Source organism: Bacillus sp. A1 (assembly GCF_042296235.1).
Classification (GTDB): domain Bacteria; phylum Bacillota; class Bacilli; order Bacillales; family Bacillaceae; genus Bacillus; species Bacillus velezensis.
Genome location: NZ_CP141181.1, coordinates 2,886,651 through 2,904,880, shown reverse-complemented (window position 1 = coordinate 2,904,880; position 18,230 = coordinate 2,886,651). Strand labels below are relative to the sequence as shown.

Here is an 18,230-nt window from a genome sequence, read left to right as displayed (position 1 = left end):
AAAGGGGGATGTTGCATGAATTTGAAAGCGTTGCCGGCGGAAAAGGGGAATTATCATCTGCGAAATTATGAGGAAACGTACCGCAGCTTCGATTGGAAAGAGGTCGAAGCGGAGTTTTCCTGGCATCAGACGGGGAAGCTGAATGCGGCGTATGAAGCAATTGACCGTCATGCCGAATCATTTCGAAAAAACAAAGTAGCGCTGTATTACAAGGACGCAAACCGGGATGAAAAATACACATTTAAAGAAATGATGGAGGAATCGAACCGGGCGGGAAATGTACTGAGACGGTATGGAAACGTGGAAAAAGGGGACCGCGTTTTTATTTTCATGCCGCGTTCGCCGGAGCTTTACTTTATCATGCTCGGCGCAATTAAAATCGGTGCGATCGCCGGTCCTTTATTTGAAGCGTTTATGGAAGGCGCCGTCAAAGACCGCCTCTTGAACAGCCAGACAAAGGTTGTCGTGACGACACCTGAACTGGCCGAACGGATTCCGGCGGACAGCCTGCCCGACCTCGAGCATATTTTCATTGTCGGCGGCAGCAAAGAAGCGGGAGATAAAATCATCCATTATGATAAAGCGGCTGAGGGAGAAAGCACGAGACTTGATATTGAATGGATGGACAGAAGAGACGGCTACCTGCTTCACTACACATCAGGATCTACCGGAACGCCTAAAGGTGTGCTCCACGTTCATGAAGCCATGATTCAGCAATACCAGACCGGCAAGTGGGTGCTTGATCTTAAAGAAGACGATATTTACTGGTGCACTGCGGACCCGGGCTGGGTGACCGGGACGGTGTACGGGATATTTGCGCCGTGGCTGAACGGAGCGGCGAATGTGATCGTCGGCGGCAGATTCAGTCCGGAAAACTGGTACGGCACGATCGAGAAGCTCGGTGTCAGCGTCTGGTACAGCGCTCCGACGGCTTTCAGAATGCTTATGGGCGCCGGAGATGAAATGGCATCCAAATTTGACCTTACTTCACTTCGTCACGTCCTGAGTGTCGGAGAACCTTTGAACCCCGAGGTCATCAAGTGGGGACATAAAGTATTCGGCAAGCGCATCCACGACACATGGTGGATGACAGAAACGGGCGGTCAGCTCATCTGCAATTATCCTTGCATGGAGATCAAGCCGGGTTCAATGGGGAAACCGATTCCGGGAGTGGAAGCGGCGATCGTTGACAATCAGGGAAATGAGCTTCCGCCGTACCGAATGGGAAATCTCGCCATTAAAAAGGGCTGGCCGTCGATGATGGATTCCATTTGGAATAACAAAGAGAAATATGATTCTTATTTCATGCCGGGCGGCTGGTATGTTTCCGGAGATTCTGCTTATATGGATGAAGACGGTTATTTCTGGTTCCAAGGCAGAGTCGATGATGTCATCATGACATCCGGCGAGCGCGTCGGCCCGTTTGAAGTCGAAAGCAAACTTGTTGAACATCCGGCGATTGCCGAAGCCGGCGTTATCGGAAAGCCGGACCCTGTCCGGGGAGAAATTATTAAAGCGTTTATCGCGCTCAGAGAAGGGCATGAGCCATCCGATCAGCTGAAGGAGGACATTCGCCTCTTTGTAAAACAGGGGCTTGCCGCGCATGCCGCACCGCGGGAAATTGAATTCAAAGATAAACTTCCGAAAACACGGAGCGGAAAAATCATGAGACGTGTGCTGAAGGCATGGGAGCTGAACCTGCCGGCAGGCGATCTGTCCACAATGGAAGATTAAAGACGGCGTTGACATCGTATCTTATTTATGTTAAAAATGAGTAAGCTTCATACGAAAAGGTTTTGATTGAGACAAGTAGGATATCTGATTGTTCAAGAGAGCTGATGGCCGGTGAAAATCAGCACATAAGATATGCCGAATACACTCATGAACCGCTTTTGCGAACAAAGCCATTCAAAGGCTTTCAGTAGTGAAAGAACGGACACGGTCCGTTATCAAACAGAGTGATAAAAGCTTTTTTATGCTTTTATTAGTAGGGTGGTACCGCGATTATATCGTCCCTTCGTTTTAAACGAAGGGGCGTTTTTTATTTTCATAAACAAAGGAGCAGACAAAATGACTAACTTATTAGAGGATTTATCATTCCGCGGCTTAATCCAGCAAATGACGGATGAAGAAGGACTGAATAAACAGCTGAACGAAGAAAAAATCCGTTTATACTCAGGGTTTGACCCGACGGCTGACAGCCTGCACATCGGACACCTTCTGCCGATATTGACACTGCGCCGTTTCCAGCTTGCAGGCCACCATCCGATTGCGCTTGTAGGCGGCGCGACGGGACTGATCGGCGATCCGAGCGGCAAAAAAGCGGAGCGTACGTTAAATACTCAGGATATCGTTGTCGAATGGTCGCAAAAAATTAAAAATCAGCTTTCCCGATTTTTAGATTTCGAGGCCGGAGAAAACCCCGCTGTCATAGCGAACAACTTTGATTGGATCGGAAAGCTGAGCATTATTGAATTTCTCCGTGACGTCGGAAAGAACTTCGGAATCAACTACATGCTTGCGAAAGATACTGTAAGCTCAAGAATTGAAACCGGGATTTCTTACACGGAATTCAGCTACATGATCCTGCAATCCTACGATTTTCTGAATCTGTACAGAGAAAAGAACTGCAAACTCCAAATCGGAGGCAGTGACCAGTGGGGCAACATCACGGCCGGTCTTGAACTGATCAGAAAATCAGAAGAAGAAGGGGCGAAAGCTTTCGGTCTTACCATTCCGCTCGTCACAAAAGCTGACGGCACGAAATTCGGCAAAACGGAAGGCGGCGCCATTTGGCTTGATAAAGAAAAAACATCGCCGTACGAATTCTACCAGTTCTGGATCAATACAGATGACCGCGACGTCGTCAAATACTTAAAATACTTTACTTTCTTGTCAAAAGAGGAAATTGAAGCTTATGCTGAAAAAACGGAGACGGCTCCTGAGAAAAGAGAAGCGCAGAAACGTCTCGCTGAAGAGGTGACTGTTCTTGTACACGGCCGCGAAGCGCTTGAGCAGGCCGTTCATATCTCCCAGGCGCTGTTCAGCGGCAATATTAAAGAGCTTTCCGCTCAAGACGTCAAGGTAGGATTTAAAGATGTACCTTCGTTTGAAAAAGACCGCTCTGAAGAACTGTCTTTAGTAGACGTGCTTGTGGAATCTAAATTGTCGCCTTCAAAACGGCAGGCCCGCGAAGACATTCAAAACGGAGCTGTTTATATTAACGGCGAGCGCCAGACGGACATCGGGCATCTTTTGACTGCGGAAGACCGCATTGAAGATCAATTTACCGTACTGCGCCGCGGAAAGAAAAAATACTTCCTGATCACGTACTGAAAATAAAAAGCAGTCCGGCCGCTCAATGCGGCAGGCTGCTTTTTTATGTTTTGTGAATACTGCACGGGGAAATGAGTACAGTACATAGTATAAGCAAAACAGGGAAGGGGTGCTGCGCCGTGAATTTCATGTTTACCATCGCAAAAGAAAGATTGCAGCGGGATCATTGGGAACAGCAGCAAAGCATAAACGCCGAAGCCAAAGCCGAGGAATCAGAGACAGAAGAAGAAAATCCGACATCATAAAGGGAAAGCCTCCATTCTGCGGAATGGAGGCTTTTGATTGTCACCATATCAGCCTGACGGCGGCCATCAGCACGACTCCTGTGATGACCGTGATGGATAAGCTTTTTGTCCGCATTGCGCAAAGCAATGTCGGGATGAGAACGATCATGGCTTTCCAATCAAAGGTCAAAGCGCTGTTTGTTTTCACAATCATGCTTTCCGTTACCAGAGCCGTCAAAATACAAAGCGGAATAAAGGAGAGCCATTTTAAAGCCAACTCAGGCATCTGAATGTTCCGGACAAATATAAACGGAACAATGCGCGGCACAAGTGTAACAATCATGCAGCCGAGTATAATCCAGATCATTTGTGTGCTGATGCTCATTTGTCCGTCACCACCCCGATCGTTGCCACAATCACGGTTGAGGCGATGACCGCGATGTGTGACGGGACGAAATACGATAACAAGACCATAAAAATGATCATGTAGAGAATTAAGGAGAGGCTGTGCTTCAGCTTTTCCGAAGCTGACGACTGCAATTGCAGCACAAGCAGCGCCGCAAACATAGCGGGCAAAGCAAAGTCCAGGCCGAGCGCGTAAGGATCAGATATCCATTGTCCGAGAAGCCCGCCCATCACGCAGGAAATAACCCAGCACATGTAAGCGGTTATATTGAGGCCGTTCATCCACTTATCGTATAACCTGCCGTTCTGAGCCGCTTTGTTCACCGCTACCCCGAAAGATTCGTCAGTAAGCAAAGCCCCGAAGCCGATATTTTTCGCCAAAGAGTATTTCGTGAAATACGGCGCGATGGTCAGGCTCAGCAGAAGGTGCCGCAGATTGACGATAAACGTCGTTAAAATAATGGCGGAAATAGGACTCCCGGAAACAAGGAGCGAGCAAATAATAAATTGGGCGGCGCCGGCATAGACACATAAAGATAACAAACAAATTTCGAGAATGCTTAGATGAGAGGCAACGCCAACGATGCCGAAAGCAAAACCGATGCTCATATAGCCCAGCAGCGTAGGCACACAATCCCGCACCCCCTGTAAAAACGTATCGTTCATTTCCCGGGAAACGGCGGTTTTTTGCACTTCTGTGTTAATCATTTTTTATACTCCTTTCATAGAGATTATAATGATAACGACTAATGAAAAAATCAAAGAAAATACGGTTCACATTTATATGAACCGATTTCCGGTGACGACATGAAATAACGAATGGTTTTGTTTCATCAGGCCCTCAACTTTTTCAGCCCCTACTTCTTTCACAAGCTCCGCGAACATCAGATCGTGCCTCATATATTCCATGGCCACGAGAACGAGAGCGGGATCTTCTGATTTAATGGCCCAGGCATTCGTCTGCGGAGAAAAATTGGCGATTAAGACTTCTTTATTATCGCGGGCAGCTATCGTTAATCTCCCGCCCATCCGTTTCTCCGCCACTTCAGGAGACATATTATGATTTGTCGTATTTCCGAGCTTCACTTCCGGAGGGCCGAACACAATCGAAAAGACGGGCAATTGTTCGGCGGCGCGTTTGTTAGCGGCTTCTTGAATAAAGGGAATCTGCTGTTCCCAGACAGACAGCCACAACTCTTCCTCGGCTTTTTCAATCATATCCTTCATCTCATTGATGACATGATCATTCGTGCTGATGCGGCGGATGACATTCATCTCCTGCTCGCTTTCCAGTGCCAATAACTTTTCCTCAAGGTAGCCGAATGAACTCTCGAAATCGTGCCGGAGCCGGTCGATTAATTCCTTTCCGGCCAGCGGGGCATATGTAACCGGATCAGACGGCACAATATGGACAGCGCCTTTATCAACTAATTTCCCCAATACCTCATAGATCATTGAGCGGGGGACGCCTGACCTTTTGCTGATTTCATATCCGGTAACAGGCGAGTGTTTCAACAAGCCGATATATGCTTTACATTCATATTGAGAAAATCCAAATTTCTGTAATTCTTTCAGAACATCCTCCATAAACATCCTCCGTAGTGGTTATTCATGAAACTACTATAATGTAAGCGGTTATATCTTGTCAATGGGACTTGAGTGCTGAAAGAAAGGTGCGCCTGTTTTGTCGCTTTCCAAATTAGTTTATGGTGAGTTACATGTATGGCTTTTGTGAAAAACGTTGCCGTAGACCCACACGAATGCCGTTTGATACGATAAATTCAAGAAGTTAAAAAGAGGAGGATCACGGTGGAAAACACCTCTAAAATCGCTTTTTTATCGGTTATAAGCAATTCCCTGGTCGTCATGCTCAAAATAGTGGTGGGGATAATAACCGGATCTGTCGCGATACTTTCTGAAGCCATTCATTCTTTTTTAGATTTGATCGCCGCCTTCATCGCCTTTATCTCCGTCAGGATTTCAAAAAAGCCGGCTGATACAGGGCATCCGTACGGTCATGGAAAAGTCGAGAATCTGTCGGGGACTATCGAGACGATTCTGATTTTTGCGGCAGGGATTTGGATGATATATGAATGCGTTCAAAAACTGGTCAACCCGGCGCCGGTTCATCTGCCCGTATTGGGCATTGTTGTGATGCTTGCGGGGGCTCTCATTAATTTGATCGTTTCGAAGTTCGTAAAAAGAGAAGCCGAAAAGGTTAATTCCGTGGCAATGAAATCAAATGCCCTGCATTTACTGACTGACGTGTACACATCATTAGGCGTAGCGGCAAGCCTTTTGGTCGTTACCATAACGGAGTGGTACATACTTGATCCCATTATAGGTATGGTGCTGGCGATGTATATCATATATGAAGCGTTTAAGTTAATGAAAGAAGCATTCCCGCCGCTGATTGATACCCGTTTGTCGGAAGAGGAAGAAAAAACAATTTTAAAGATTATTGAAACATTTCAACAGGAATTTATTGAAATTCACGATTTTCGTACAAGACGCTCCGGCCCGCAGGAGTATATTGATTTTCACCTGGTCGTAGCCTCTCACGTGACGATTAAAGACGTGCACGACCTGTGTGACCGCATTGAAAGAGATATTACGAATGAATTCAAACAAGCACAGGTAATGATTCACCCCGAGCCGGAGAGCGAGAGGAAGAAATAAATCGATCTTATGTTTGCGTTTGTTCCCGGCAAAATGCCTGCAAAAGGCCCGTTCCCACGGGTCTTTTTGTTGTATAAATGACTATTTCTCGCTCATATGAGAGAGAAGCTTATACACGTGAGGGGTTCATTTCATACGTTATGTTGTAAAGAAAAAGGGAGGTGAACAGAATTGAACGCTATTTCTGTTAAAGAAATTGAACATGGAGTTGCCGTTGCGGAAAGAGAAGGTTTAGGGGAGTATTTATACCAAGAACCGGTTTCTAAAAAATGTTCGCGCCGTTCCCGCAGCAGAAAACGGACACACCGTTCTCGCAGCAGAAGACGGACGCATCACCGGACACACCGTTCCCGCAGCAGAAGACGGAGCCATCACCGGACACACCGCTCCCGCAGCAGAAGACGGACGCATCACCGGACACACCGCTCCCGCAGCAGAAGACGGACGCATCGCCGGACACACCGTTCCCGCAGCAGACGGTCTCATCAAAAACGCACCCGCAAACGCTGTTTTAAATGCTGACTGCAGACTCTATTACAAGTAACGGGGATCTGCTATAATGGCAAGAGAACTGCATAAAAGATCCGGTATCATCATCCGCGGACACTGAACTGACAACATGGCGCTGTTTGTTCGTGTCCGTTTTTTATGTCAAAAAAGATGCCGGAGGATAAAAAGGAAGGGATGACGCCGAATGAAGCTGAATGAGGATTTTTATAACTCTGAAGGAAAGACAGTCTCTTTGCCAAACATAAGCAGCAAGCTTTTGCATATCACGGACAGCGGGCATATCAGCATTGACTTCATCAGCATAAGCAGGCTGCGGAAGGCTTCAAAAATCGCGATCTTAGGTGACAGCGTCGCCCGGGGGCTGCGTGCGGAATACGGCTTTGGTGACATTCTGAAAGACCGGACAAACGCTGATATAACCAATCTGTCTGTCAGCGGCGTTAACATGAGCAACAACGGAAGCGATAACATTTATCAGCAGGCGCTTAAAACAAAGGGACATGATGTCATCATTGTCCAGGGAACAGATGATGATTGGTGCAACCACATTCCCATCGGCACAGATGAAAAGGATATCACCACATTTTACGGTGGCTTCTGCCAAGTGATTCAGCAGCTGCGAAGCGGAAATAAAGGCGCGAGCATCATTGTGGTGACCCCAACGAGACAAGCAAAAATATCAAAAGGAAAAATCGTCCGCCGTGATACTGATAAAAATAAACTGGGTCTGAAGCTGGCTGACTATGTGAAAGCCCAAAAAGAAGCCTGCACACTCCTCTCTGTACCGTATGCCGACCTGTTTGATACAGATCTCATCGACCCGTATAATCCCGCTTTCCGCAGCATGTGCATGTCAGAAGGTCTTCATCCGAACGAGAAAGGGCATCAAATCATATTTCAGGAAATCTGCCGGAATTATTATTACTATTATGGGTACGATTATTTTCGGCTTTGCTTTTCTAAAAGCTCAATTATTCTTTGAGATGCGTGTTTTTGCGCTCTCAAAAGCGAGACGATATTACCGGTAAAACCGATTAAAATGATAAGCAGCAAAATGATCATCCACATAGCGAACCTCCTGTCGGGTTTTAAAACATTCTCTTTTTATTTTACTTATGATGGATGGGCCGGAGAATAGGTCTAACTGATGGTGTTTTTTGAGAGCCGGTGAAAAGTCCATAAAAAAAGCACAGACTGAAGGGACTGACCCCTGTTTTTGAGACAGGGATCAAAACACCTTCATACAGCCAATTGCCGATATTGTATCGGCGATTGGCTGTTTAGTTTCGTTTGAATACGAATATTGTTATAATAATGAATGTATTCTATGGCAGTGCGTTCTACGATGGTCGTCGTAGTTCGATCAATGCTGTTAAGATAGAACGTTTCAGACTTTAGTGAGGAATGAAACGATTCGATGGAGGCATTATCAGCGGGCGTCCCTTTGCGGGACATGCTCATGGTAATGCCTTTTGTTTTAACAGCTTTCTGATACTCATAAGATGTATAAACAGAACCTTGGTCACTATGTAACACGCAGTTCTCTGGCAGTGCGGGCAGCTGATCAAGTGTGTGTAAGACAAAGTCTGTGTCCTGTCTATCGCCAATTGTAAAAGCAATCACTTCTCCATTGTATAAATCCAATATACTGGAAAGATACAATTGTTTCTGCCCATAAGGCAAATATGTGATATCCGTTACTAGCTTTTCCAGAGGGCGTTCAGACTGAAAGTTTCGATCCAATATATTCTCGGCCACGGCATATGGCTGCCCATCTTTCTTGCGCTTTTTCACCTTAACCCGGCATTGCCACTGATTCTTCTGCATAATGCGCTGAACCGTTTTATGATTCACACGCATTCCCTTTTTTAATATGGCTGTGATTTTCCGATAGCCATATCGAAACTTGTGTTCTCGGCACAACGTGCCGATTTGTTTTTCTAAATGGTATTTAGGGTTATCTTTCATCAGATTCTTCTTCCAACGATAATAAGATGCTCGTGAGATACCTAAATGAATACAGATATCCTGTATGGTCATTGTGCCGCGCAATGCTTCTACAAGCTCGACTGGCGTTTCGCTATCAGCTTCCTTTCCAATTCGTTGCACTTTTTTAAAACTTCATTCTGTTGTCTCAGATAACGATTTTCTGCCTGCAGTTTCTCTAATTCGGAAGAATACTCCGGGCCTTTTCCGTAAGTGTATTGCTTTCCGACAGGCTGTTCGAATCGATGTGTATCCCCAGTCTTATGCCATCTAACCCATGTCTGAACCTGTGTCTTATTCTTAATATTCAATTCCTGCATGATCTCTTTCATAGGCACGCCTGCCAATCTCATTTCTACAGCCTTCTGTTTCACTTCAACCGGATAACTCACTCTTGTCCCCATAGAAAAAACACCTCCAAGTCTAATTTCGGCTAACAATCATCCGTTTTCAAACTTGAAGGTGTTTTTTGTTTGTCTCATCTTATGGGGTCAGTCCCTGAACGGGTCTGTGCTTTTTTCTCTTATTTCAGCAGGTTCAATGATTCACGATTAAAGGCTTCCAAATCGTCAGGTGTTCTGCTCGTTACGATGTTATGGCTCACGACGACTTCTTCATCTTTATAATGTGCGCCGGCATTGATTAAGTCTTTGCGGATGCTGCGGAATCCCGTGATATCTTTTCCTTTAAGAAGGTCGGTATCAATCAGCAGCTGCGGGCCGTGGCAGATCGCGAAAACGGGTTTCTGATTTTCCACGAATGCTTTAGTGAATTCACCCGGGCGGTCATCTCCGCGCAGAAGATCCGGTGAAAAGCCTCCGGGAATCAATAACGCATCGAATTCCTTGGCGTCTGCGTCTGAGATCGCTTGATCGATCTTTACTTTCTCACCGTGTTTGCCCGTCACTTCTTTCCCTGCTTCCAAATCTATTGTCACCACACTGTGGCCCGCTTCTTTAAATGCGTCCGCCGGGCTTGTATATTCAATATCCTCAAATTGATCTGTCATCAGAACTGCGATTTTTTTGCTCATACATCATGCCTCCTGTGAATTTGTATATGACAAGAATATCAGGCAGATTCCCGCCTCACAACGTATTTGCTTATGAAAAAAGACCCCTCTGAAAAAGAGGAGCCAAAAGGTACGGAGGTCTGCTGAAACTTACGTGTTTAACTTGAGATAAGGCAAGAAATCGAACCAATTACTTTTTGCGTCTTTTTTTATGCTTTTTACACCCGCATTTCCCCGGATCTCCCGGATCAATGACTTCGTGAATTGTTTCTTCCTTATAAACGTGGCGGGGAACATAACGGATATGCTCTCTGTTAATGTGTTTGATGGGATGGACGTAAACCACTTCTTTGTCAGTATACTTGTCAGTCACAATATACTTAGGGTCACAGTAATACACTTTCGATTTTTTACCCATTCATCTCACCTCCCGTACTTTATTAAATGCTGGCAAGGAGGGTTTTGCATCGGACAAGTACACCGTGGCAAGTCCACAATTTTTCATATGCAATTTCGTTTTTCTGGTTTTTCCTGAATCCGCCTCAAATTGGAACGGTTAACCCTTTTTGAGCAGGGAAATCTATAAAAAAGAATTCAAAAACGATTCTTTTCTCAGGTCAATCGAGATGCATACATCTTTAGGGGGATTTCAGAATGCTCGATGAAAAAACGATTGAAATCATTAAAAGCACAGTGCCGGTCTTAGAAGAGCATGGTGAAGAAATCACAGGCCGATTTTATGACCTGCTGTTTCAGCATCACCCTGAGCTGCTGAATATCTTTAATCAGACAAATCAAAAGAAAAAAACACAGCGTACGGCCTTGTCGAATGCTGTGATCGCGGCCGCAGCCAATATTGACCGGCTGGAAAACATAGTCCCCGTCGTCAAACAAATCAGCCATAAGCACCGGAGTATCGGTGTTAAGCCCGAGCATTACCCAATCGTTGGAAAGTACTTGTTAATCGCGATAAAGGATGTGCTAAAAGACGGGGCCGCTCCTGAGGTCATTCAGGCATGGGAAAAAGCATACGGCGTCATTGCAGACGCTTTTATCGGAATTGAGAAGGACATGTATGAACAAGCGGAAACGCAAAAAGGCGGCTGGAAAGACTATAAGGCGTTTACAATTGATAAAAAGGTAAAAGAAAGCAAGGAGATAACGTCGTTTTATTTAAAACCGGAAGACGGACAAGTTCTCCCCGAATTCAAAGCAGGGCAGTATATCAGTGTAAAAGTATACATTCCGGACACGGGCTATACGCATATCCGCCAGTACAGCTTATCCGACGTGTCCGGTAAGGATTATTACCGGATTTCCGTTAAAAAAGAAGGGGTTGTTTCCTCATATCTGCATGACCAATTACACGAAAAGGATTCAATTGAGATCAGCGCTCCGGCCGGGGATTTCGTATTAGACCCTGATTCCAAAAAGAATCTCGTTCTCATCAGTGCCGGTGTCGGAATTACTCCGATGATCAGCATGTTAAAGACGGTTGCCAAAACCCAGCCGCAGCGAAACGTTCTCTTTATCCATGCGGCAAGGAGCGGAGAGTATCATGCGTTGCGGCATGAAGCTGAAGAAGCCGCGGAACACTCATCCGTTGACACCCTCTTTATTTACAGCGAGCCGTCCGAACAAGACCGTTCAGAAAACATTCGTTTTCGGGAAGGCCGGATTGACAAAAAGCTGTTAGAAGAAGTGATGACAGATAAAGATGCTGATTTTTACCTGTGCGGATCACCGTCGTTCATTAAAGAAATGAAAAAGCTGATTTCTGAATTCAATACACCGCCGGAATCCATTCAATATGAATTATTTGAACCCCAGCTGAGTATGGTGTGACGGAAGAAGGAAGGATTTTAATGTATGAAGCACCCGGATTGGGTGCTTTTTTTATTCTCTTGCAAGGGATTGCTAATTTTTCTCTTACGGATCGGTACTGAGAAGCGGCTTTTGTTGAAATTAGATCGATGATATCAGGTTTTCAAAACGAATCAGTCATTATCTCCGCTTTTATTTTATAAACCAAAAAACCAAGAACTTAATTAGCAGGATAAATGAATAAGAATTATGGGAATCTTTAACCGTCAACATGCCGCTCCAAGTTGACAAAAAGTTCGCACTCTTTGATGAACGCCAGTAAAACAGTTCCGACAGGTTCGTTTTCGCTGCTTGCCTATAATGATCCACAATAATATTTTTGCATTCGCTTTCTTTGTCGTAATAATCATCCCGATAAAGAAATCCAATGAAATCCGTGCCCTGTTAAATTGCCCCAATTCCCTTATGTCTGATATCATCGGCCGTCTATCCTGCCGCTGTTGAACGCCCCGTGATAGCTGACTGAAAGCAATAACGCAGGCGGGCCATGTGTTTTTAACTTTAGGCACTTATTTCAAGCAATGTTGAGACAAAAAACGATTTTCTCCTACAGACGGACAGCTGCAATATCCTGAACCGGCGCTTAATTTTTATATGCAAGAGAGATTTAAAATAAAAAATATGTATTTGTAAAGTATGAAAAAATTGAAAGGAAGATGAAGAAATGAGAATATTTGAATATTAATCACTAATAGACTGAAAAATTGATATAATGTACTATAAAGAGAATTTTTGGTGATTTCCAGTGATGGTATAGTGAAGTTGTTTGAGTCCCTTCTTTTAGGGGATTAAAGATAATTACACAACAAAATAAAATTAAAAGAGTAAAGTTTGAAGTTGTGGAGCTATTCTAAAATGGAAGGATGTTCTGGATGGCGTTTAATATAAGTGGAAGAAATAAAATAACTGTTTCAAGTACAATAGAATTATTCAATAAATTAGGTAAATTGGATAGACTATCTTTACAACAGGGGCAGTCCTTAGAAGAATATGAACGTATTAATCAAAATAATAGTGACATAGCAATCGAAATGCCTGCTGGGCATGGGAAAACTCTTGTTGGAGGTCTAATTGGTGAATTCAATAGAATTTCAAAACAGAGGAGAGTTGTTTATTGTTGTGCTACAAGGCAATTAGCAACGCAAACAAGTCGCCTTTTGGAAAGTTATGGAATAAAATCGGTTGTTTTGACTGGAAAAAAAAGAGACTTTTCTGAGAGGGAAATTAGAGAATATAGAAGAGCTGCCGCAATAGCAGTTACTACCTACAGTCATATATTTAACACTAATCCAGAATTCTCCGATGCAGAGTTAATTATTTTTGATGATGCTCATGCAACTGAGTATGCAATTAATGACTTTTGGACATTAGAAATAAATAAGTTTAATGATAACCAAGAATCCATATTTAATTCTTTTTATTCAATTCTTAAAGAAATTATACCGAAACAAGTTCAAGATAAAATTGACTTTGGTACATATGATCCCATGTATGATGGGGTTGATATCATACCGCAGCCTCTGTGGATAGACAGAGCAGATGAAATTAGAAGTTTTCTTGATAATGCGACAAAAGATACTTCGTTATATTTTAGTTGGTCAAAGTTGCGTAATATCTTAAGCGGATGTCAAATTTACATTACTCATAATAAGATGTCTATTAAGCCAATAATTCCTCCAAATAAATTGCACTTACCATTTATGCAGGCTAATGAAAGGATATACATGTCTGCAACTTTAGGTCCGGTTGGGGAACTAGAAAGAATTTTTGGTATAAAAAATATAGAACGGATTTCAAAATTTTCAAAAGGAGCAAATAAGGTATCGGGACGAAGATTAATTCTGTTTCCAGAAGATCATTTTGAAAAAGAAAAGATATTAGAAGTAATTACAGAAACAATAAAATTGCAACCTCGTACTCTAATGCTTTTCCCTAGTAATGATTTAATCAAGTCATTTAAAGAATATCTTGAGAAAAAATTGCCTGAATATAAAATTTACTTAAGTGAGGATATTGAGGATTCTTTAGAAAGTTTTAAACACAATAATAAAGCTATACTGTTATTAGCAGGAAGATATGAAGGGATAGACCTTAAAGATTCAGAATGCAGACTCCAGATATTTTTTGATTTGCCAACTGCTGTAGGAGTTTCAGAGCAATTTTTGCAAACGCGATTAAGAGCATCCGAAATTTTAAAGAATAGATTAGCTACTCGACTAATTCAGGGATTAGGAAGATGTACTAGAGGAACCAAAGACTATGCTGCGGTTTTATTTATAGGGAAACGTGTTGGAGAATATATTTATAAAAATGATTTTCGAGAATTATTACCATCTGAAATAGCTGCTGAAATTGAATTTGGGTTTGATCAAATAGACACTATAAAAGATATGGATAGTTGGAAAGAGTCTCTAGAAATATTTTTCGAACAGGAAAAAGAATGGGAAGAGGTTGAAAACTATATTAAACAAAATACCGATTCTAAACAAAAAGCTTTTGAAAGGCTAACTATTGACGGATCAATTGAAAAATGTGCATTACATGAAGTTGATTTTCAATATAATCTGATAGAAGGGGACTATGAGCAATCACGCAAAGAAATAAATGAACTAATGAAACTATTGGGTAGAAAACCTTTACTTAAAGGATATAGAGCTTGGTGGAACTATAACATTGCTTGTGTTTCTAAGCAACAAGGTGATATCGAAACAACAAAAGAATTTCTCACTAAAGCTATAAGTGCATCAACTAATAAGTTGTGGCTAGATAAAAAAATTTTAGACCTTAATTTACCTGAACATGAAGACTTTGACGAAGTTATTGAGGAGCAAATTCAAAACATAATGTCTAACCTTTTAAAATATGGAGATCGCGATCAAAAATTTGAAAAAGACTGGAACAGTGTAATTAATGGATTAAAAGCCAAAGACGCAAAACTGTTTGAGCCAGCATTAAAAAAAATTGGAACTTTTTTAGGGATGAAAAAATCAACTAGGCCTGAAGGAAAAGGTACTCCTGATTCAGTTTGGGAGTTTTTAGACCAGTGGGTAGTTTTTGAAGCTAAAACGAATATAAAAGATGAAACAAAGGAAATACCACTGGACGATATAAGACAAGCTGGTTTTCATAAAAGTTGGTTACTTGAAAATGAAAATTGTAAACCTACTGATAAGATAACTGTTTGTATTATATGTGAGAAAAACTTTATAGAAGAATATGCGAAACATGCAGCTAAAAATATATATTTAGTAGCCCCCTTAGATTTATTATCTAAGGTACAGATTTTTGGCGATATTTTAAGGACAACTATACAAAAAATTATTTATTCGACAGAAGATGATGCAAGAAAGTATTTATTGCGTGAAATCATTTCAAAAAAACTAATCATAAATGACTTTATTAGCTGGCTAAAATCAAATGAGTTAAATAATCTTATAAGGTAACCTGTTCTGCCGGCAAACTGAGGACATCCAACTTACACTAAATAAACATGTTTTAAGTTTGTTGTCCATTTTTATTAGATTGGGAAATGTTAATTAAGTTTAGAGCATTCAAGTACGGACTGAATGATAAGAAGGAGAAGGAAATTTTCAAAAGAGGGCAGCAACTGTGCATCATTAAATTGTATAAATAGTGGGAAGTTGATTTTTTGAACCAATTAATATGAAACGCACCCTAGATTGACTAAGAAGAACAAGTACCAGATTATTTACTGCCTATGGTGACCGATATTCCTCACAGTAGACTCAGCATCAAACCGGATAGTTGGAGAGCTAAAGAGAAGAGTTTTTAAAAGGGATACAAAAAGCATTAAATCTGCTTTCTTAGAAGAGAAGTAGGTTATCCTCGAGCTTTATATGCGGAATCAACGATATTTGTATAATTATGGGACATATGCGGGTTAAGCCCTAGGTGTGTAATTCATTTAAGGTACATAGTTAGGAAACAGAGTAAATTGGGACGCATCACCGGACTGCACAGTATATAAAGGACGGTAAATTCAGATAAAATACTATATTGTGTATAATGGAGGAAAAAGAGGGATCAGAGTGAACGATATCATTAACGAAAGTAAAGATATACTAGAAAAAGCATTAAAGCACATAGAAGATTACTTGCAAATCAAGAATGATATTCTAGATAATGACTTTGTGCAACTACTTGGTGATTCATCAAAAGTAATTGGGCATGATCTTGAAATAAAGCTTTGATGTTGTCAGCGCCTTTGCCCGAAAAATCGCTGTCACCCAGGTCTGCCATGCCTTGGAACGCATTTTTCAGGCTTGTCATTTGGCTGTGCAATTCTTGTATTCGTTTGCGCATTGTTTGGCGGCAAAAAGCAGGGTGGTTGCTTCAAAGGTTTTCATGATCATATCCTTTCGTGATTAAATGTTATTCGAAATTTTACCACGATGAAACCTAGAGTAAATATATAACAAATCGTCCGAACACAAAATGGTTCTTTTGGGTTGGTTCATTTTTACTATTAGACTTCGATTTGAACTTTTAAAAATAGGTTTAATTTGGAAGACGAACCGATTAATTGGTGTATAGAGGATTTATAAAAAGCGCAGATACTCTGCGCTTTTTTATTTAAGTATTTTCCGAATCATTCGCAGCCCGTTTTTGGAAGAAGGATAACGGAAAGCGAAGTCGAAGCGGTTCGTTTGTTTGACGACGCTTTTTTTGTGCGTAAACGTGTTAAAGCTGTCAAATCCGTGATAGCTGCCGATGCCGCTTTCCCCGACGCCGCCGAATGGCAAATACGGTGTCGCAACATGCATTAACGTATCATTGACACAGCCGCCGCCAAACGACAGATTCTCTAAAACAGTTCGCTCGATTCCTTTGTTTGTTGTGAAGAGATACAGGGCGAGCGGCTTTGGGCGCGATTGGACTTTCTCAATGACTTCCCCGATATCACGGTATGTAAAGAGCGGAAGAATTGGCCCGAAAATCTCCTCCTGCATCACTGGAGAGTCATCCTTCACTTGATCTAGAATGGTCGGCGCAATTTTATGATGAGCGGGATCAGATTGTCCGCCTGTGAGCGGGATGCCATCATGCAGAAAGCTGAGCAGCCGCTGATAGTGGCGTTCACTGACGATTTTGCCGTACTGCGGATTTTGTTCAGGCTGAGGGCCGTAAAATTCGCTGATCGAACGCTTCATTTCTTCTGTGAGCTTCGTTTTGATATCTTGGTGGACAAATAAATAATCCGGTGCGATGCAGGTTTGCCCTGCATTTGTAAATTTCCCGAAGACGATGCGTTTGGCGGCAAGCTGTATATCAGCATCCTTATGGACAATGCAGGGACTTTTGCCGCCGAGCTCCAAGGTAACGGGAATTAATTGTTTGGCGGCGGCCTCCATGACGATTTTTCCCACGGCAACGCTTCCGGTGAAGAAAATATAGTCAAAGGGCTGCTGTAATAACACAGTGCTGACGTCGGGTCCGCCCTCCGCCATAGCGACATAGTCACTCGGAAAAACGCTGCTGATGAGTTTGGAAAGAACAGCGGAAACCGCCGGCGTATATTCTGACGGTTTAAGAACGACTGTGTTTCCGGCCGCAATGGCTCCAATCAAGGGTGAAAGCGCCAGCTGCAAGGGATAGTTCCAAGGCGCAATCACCAAAACGGTTCCATACGGCTCAGGGATGATGATGCTCTTGGAGCCTAGGTGAGTCAGAGGCGTTTTGGCTCGTTTCGGTTTGATCCATTTCCCAAGCCGCTTCATCACAAAACTGATTTCCTCCAGTACAATTCCGATTTCTGTTGTGTACGACTCCTGTTCGGATTTGTGGAGATCCTGATAGAGAGCGGCTGTTATATCGGCTTCTTGTGTTTTGATGGCTTGTTTCAGCTTTTGCAGCATGTTCAGTCTCGATTCTAGCTGTCTCGTATGCCCCGCCGCAAAATAGGCTTTGTGCTTGCTGACGATAGAGGGGATGCTGTTCATTTCGTCTCTCCTTTTTGTAAGGTATGGTGATTTATTATGTGGAAAATTTCTTCTGCTTGTCAAATGGGGGTTTCTAATGTACATGTAGCTGAAAAGCCAGTAGGCACATAAAAAAAGCCCCGGACAGGGGCTTTTTTTAATAAAGAGAGGGAGCATCTGTCCATTATTCTGACAGCCCAAAAGAAAAACCCCGGAAACATTGTCATTACAACATGTCCGGGGTTTAATCCAATG

The 18,230-nt window shown here is 42.8% G+C and carries 18 protein-coding genes, 2 pseudogenes and 1 other annotated feature; of the genes and pseudogenes, 10 read left to right on the top strand and 10 right to left on the bottom strand.

From position 1 onward, the window contains the following. Positions 1-15 precede the first annotated feature (15 nt). The 3 genes from acsA (at position 16) to sr7p (ending at position 3,581) form a co-directional block, all read left to right on the top strand. Positions 16-1,734 (top strand): acetate--CoA ligase, encoded by a 1,719-nt coding sequence (acsA, locus tag U2H13_RS14180; protein ID WP_103526694.1) that lies wholly within the window; start codon positions 16-18, stop codon positions 1,732-1,734. 53 nt (positions 1,735-1,787) lie between these two features. Beyond that, positions 1,788-2,020: a binding site (T-box leader), on the top strand. A 50-nt stretch (positions 2,021-2,070) separates the two neighbouring features. Then, on the top strand, positions 2,071-3,336 hold the full coding sequence (gene tyrS, locus U2H13_RS14175; RefSeq protein ID WP_007613147.1) for a tyrosine--tRNA ligase: 1,266 nt from the start codon (positions 2,071-2,073) through the stop codon (positions 3,334-3,336). A 119-nt stretch (positions 3,337-3,455) separates the two neighbouring features. Then, entirely contained in the window at positions 3,456-3,581 is a 126-nt protein-coding gene (gene sr7p, locus U2H13_RS14170; RefSeq protein ID WP_007408768.1) for a small protein SR7P, read from the top strand. A 40-nt stretch (positions 3,582-3,621) separates the two neighbouring features. Here the strand turns inward: sr7p and U2H13_RS14165 are convergent, their stop codons facing one another. The 3 genes from U2H13_RS14165 to U2H13_RS14155 all read right to left on the bottom strand — a co-directional run bounded on the left by U2H13_RS14165 (position 3,622) and on the right by U2H13_RS14155 (position 5,552). After that, on the bottom strand, positions 3,622-3,945 hold the full coding sequence (locus U2H13_RS14165) for an AzlD domain-containing protein (RefSeq protein ID WP_007408767.1): 324 nt from the start codon (positions 3,943-3,945) through the stop codon (positions 3,622-3,624). Next, positions 3,942-4,673: an AzlC family ABC transporter permease gene (locus U2H13_RS14160; protein WP_038464177.1), complete on the bottom strand. Its 732-nt coding sequence runs from the start codon at positions 4,671-4,673 to the stop codon at positions 3,942-3,944. Before U2H13_RS14160 ends, U2H13_RS14165 begins: the two co-directional genes overlap by 4 nt. A gap of 72 nt (positions 4,674-4,745) precedes the next feature. Further along, the gene (locus U2H13_RS14155) at positions 4,746-5,552 is read right to left on the bottom strand and encodes a TrmB family transcriptional regulator (RefSeq protein WP_007408765.1); all 807 of its coding nucleotides are present in this window, start codon (positions 5,550-5,552) and stop codon (positions 4,746-4,748) included. 222 nt (positions 5,553-5,774) lie between these two features. Here U2H13_RS14155 and U2H13_RS14150 point away from each other — a divergent pair, with 222 nt between their 5' ends. The 4 genes and pseudogenes from U2H13_RS14150 (at position 5,775) to U2H13_RS14135 (ending at position 8,136) form a co-directional block, all read left to right on the top strand. After that, positions 5,775-6,644: a cation diffusion facilitator family transporter gene (locus tag U2H13_RS14150; protein WP_065180599.1), complete on the top strand. Its 870-nt coding sequence runs from the start codon at positions 5,775-5,777 to the stop codon at positions 6,642-6,644. Between the two features lie 171 nt (positions 6,645-6,815). Beyond that, positions 6,816-6,866 (top strand): annotated as a pseudogene (locus U2H13_RS14145) (hypothetical protein); the annotation flags it as partial. A 47-nt stretch (positions 6,867-6,913) separates the two neighbouring features. Continuing rightward, a complete protein-coding gene (locus tag U2H13_RS14140; RefSeq protein WP_061862486.1) occupies positions 6,914-7,159 on the top strand; it encodes a hypothetical protein in 246 nt (81 codons plus the stop codon). Positions 7,160-7,338: 179 nt separating this feature from the next. Next, the gene (locus tag U2H13_RS14135; RefSeq protein WP_376700506.1) at positions 7,339-8,136 is read left to right on the top strand and encodes an SGNH/GDSL hydrolase family protein; all 798 of its coding nucleotides are present in this window, start codon (positions 7,339-7,341) and stop codon (positions 8,134-8,136) included. A 257-nt stretch (positions 8,137-8,393) separates the two neighbouring features. Here U2H13_RS14135 and U2H13_RS14130 read toward each other — a convergent pair. From U2H13_RS14130 to U2H13_RS14115, 4 genes are all read right to left on the bottom strand, one after another. After that, positions 8,394-9,544 (bottom strand): IS3 family transposase gene (locus U2H13_RS14130; RefSeq protein ID WP_099721935.1). Its coding sequence is split into 2 segments (ribosomal slippage): positions 8,394-9,271 and positions 9,271-9,544, totalling 1,152 coding nucleotides; the frame shifts between segments, so codons are not numbered across the junction. 119 nt (positions 9,545-9,663) lie between these two features. Next, positions 9,664-10,173, bottom strand: a complete 510-nt coding sequence (locus U2H13_RS14125; RefSeq protein WP_121984327.1) for a type 1 glutamine amidotransferase domain-containing protein — start codon at positions 10,171-10,173, stop codon at positions 9,664-9,666. Between the two features lie 169 nt (positions 10,174-10,342). Next, on the bottom strand, positions 10,343-10,570 hold the full coding sequence (locus U2H13_RS14120; protein WP_021494455.1) for a hypothetical protein: 228 nt from the start codon (positions 10,568-10,570) through the stop codon (positions 10,343-10,345). Positions 10,571-10,575: 5 nt separating this feature from the next. Then, positions 10,576-10,647, bottom strand: coding sequence for an SWIM zinc finger family protein (locus U2H13_RS14115; protein WP_223204447.1), 72 nt, complete (start codon positions 10,645-10,647; stop codon positions 10,576-10,578). A gap of 159 nt (positions 10,648-10,806) precedes the next feature. Here U2H13_RS14115 and hmpA point away from each other — a divergent pair, with 159 nt between their 5' ends. Next, a complete protein-coding gene (gene hmpA / locus U2H13_RS14110; protein ID WP_121984328.1) occupies positions 10,807-11,997 on the top strand; it encodes an NO-inducible flavohemoprotein in 1,191 nt (396 codons plus the stop codon). Positions 11,998-12,242: 245 nt separating this feature from the next. Here hmpA and U2H13_RS14105 read toward each other — a convergent pair whose 3' ends face one another. Then, positions 12,243-12,545 (bottom strand): DnaB-like helicase C-terminal domain-containing protein, encoded by a 303-nt coding sequence (locus tag U2H13_RS14105; protein WP_076983800.1) that lies wholly within the window; start codon positions 12,543-12,545, stop codon positions 12,243-12,245. A 363-nt stretch (positions 12,546-12,908) separates the two neighbouring features. Here U2H13_RS14105 and U2H13_RS14100 point away from each other — a divergent pair, with 363 nt between their 5' ends. Together U2H13_RS14100 and U2H13_RS14095 are read left to right on the top strand one after the other, a co-directional pair. Further along, positions 12,909-15,479: a helicase C-terminal domain-containing protein gene (locus U2H13_RS14100; protein WP_353406327.1), complete on the top strand. Its 2,571-nt coding sequence runs from the start codon at positions 12,909-12,911 to the stop codon at positions 15,477-15,479. A 606-nt stretch (positions 15,480-16,085) separates the two neighbouring features. Then, the gene (locus U2H13_RS14095) at positions 16,086-16,247 is read left to right on the top strand and encodes a hypothetical protein (RefSeq protein WP_021494452.1); all 162 of its coding nucleotides are present in this window, start codon (positions 16,086-16,088) and stop codon (positions 16,245-16,247) included. On the opposite strand, the pseudogene U2H13_RS14090 reads toward U2H13_RS14095, so the two are convergent. Both U2H13_RS14090 and U2H13_RS14085 read right to left on the bottom strand, forming a co-directional pair. Further along, a pseudogene (locus U2H13_RS14090) lies at positions 16,222-16,403 on the bottom strand (T7SS effector LXG polymorphic toxin); the annotation flags it as partial. The gene U2H13_RS14095 and the pseudogene U2H13_RS14090 sit on opposite strands and share 26 nt — an antisense overlap. Before the next feature lie 222 nt (positions 16,404-16,625). Then, complete coding sequence (locus tag U2H13_RS14085; RefSeq protein ID WP_376700505.1) at positions 16,626-17,996, bottom strand: aldehyde dehydrogenase; 1,371 nt, start codon at positions 17,994-17,996, stop codon at positions 16,626-16,628. Between the last annotated feature and the right edge of the window lie 234 nt (positions 17,997-18,230).

Bases quoted from the DNA above. Each gene is read 5' to 3' on its own strand.
- hmpA (WP_121984328.1), top strand. From the start codon at position 10,807: ATGCTCGATGAAAAAACGATTGAAATCATTAAAAGCACAGTGCCGGTC.
- acsA (WP_103526694.1), top strand. From the start codon at position 16: ATGAATTTGAAAGCGTTGCCGGCGGAAAAGGGGAATTATCATCTGCGA.
- U2H13_RS14135 (WP_376700506.1), top strand. From the start codon at position 7,339: ATGAAGCTGAATGAGGATTTTTATAACTCTGAAGGAAAGACAGTCTCT.
- U2H13_RS14165 (WP_007408767.1), bottom strand. From the start codon at position 3,945: ATGAGCATCAGCACACAAATGATCTGGATTATACTCGGCTGCATGATT.
- U2H13_RS14155 (WP_007408765.1), bottom strand. From the start codon at position 5,552: ATGGAGGATGTTCTGAAAGAATTACAGAAATTTGGATTTTCTCAATAT.
- U2H13_RS14085 (WP_376700505.1), bottom strand. From the start codon at position 17,996: ATGAACAGCATCCCCTCTATCGTCAGCAAGCACAAAGCCTATTTTGCG.
- U2H13_RS14120 (WP_021494455.1), bottom strand. From the start codon at position 10,570: ATGGGTAAAAAATCGAAAGTGTATTACTGTGACCCTAAGTATATTGTG.
- tyrS (WP_007613147.1), top strand. From the start codon at position 2,071: ATGACTAACTTATTAGAGGATTTATCATTCCGCGGCTTAATCCAGCAA.
- U2H13_RS14140 (WP_061862486.1), top strand. From the start codon at position 6,914: ATGTTCGCGCCGTTCCCGCAGCAGAAAACGGACACACCGTTCTCGCAG.
- U2H13_RS14100 (WP_353406327.1), top strand. From the start codon at position 12,909: ATGGCGTTTAATATAAGTGGAAGAAATAAAATAACTGTTTCAAGTACA.
- U2H13_RS14125 (WP_121984327.1), bottom strand. From the start codon at position 10,173: ATGAGCAAAAAAATCGCAGTTCTGATGACAGATCAATTTGAGGATATT.
- U2H13_RS14160 (WP_038464177.1), bottom strand. From the start codon at position 4,673: ATGATTAACACAGAAGTGCAAAAAACCGCCGTTTCCCGGGAAATGAAC.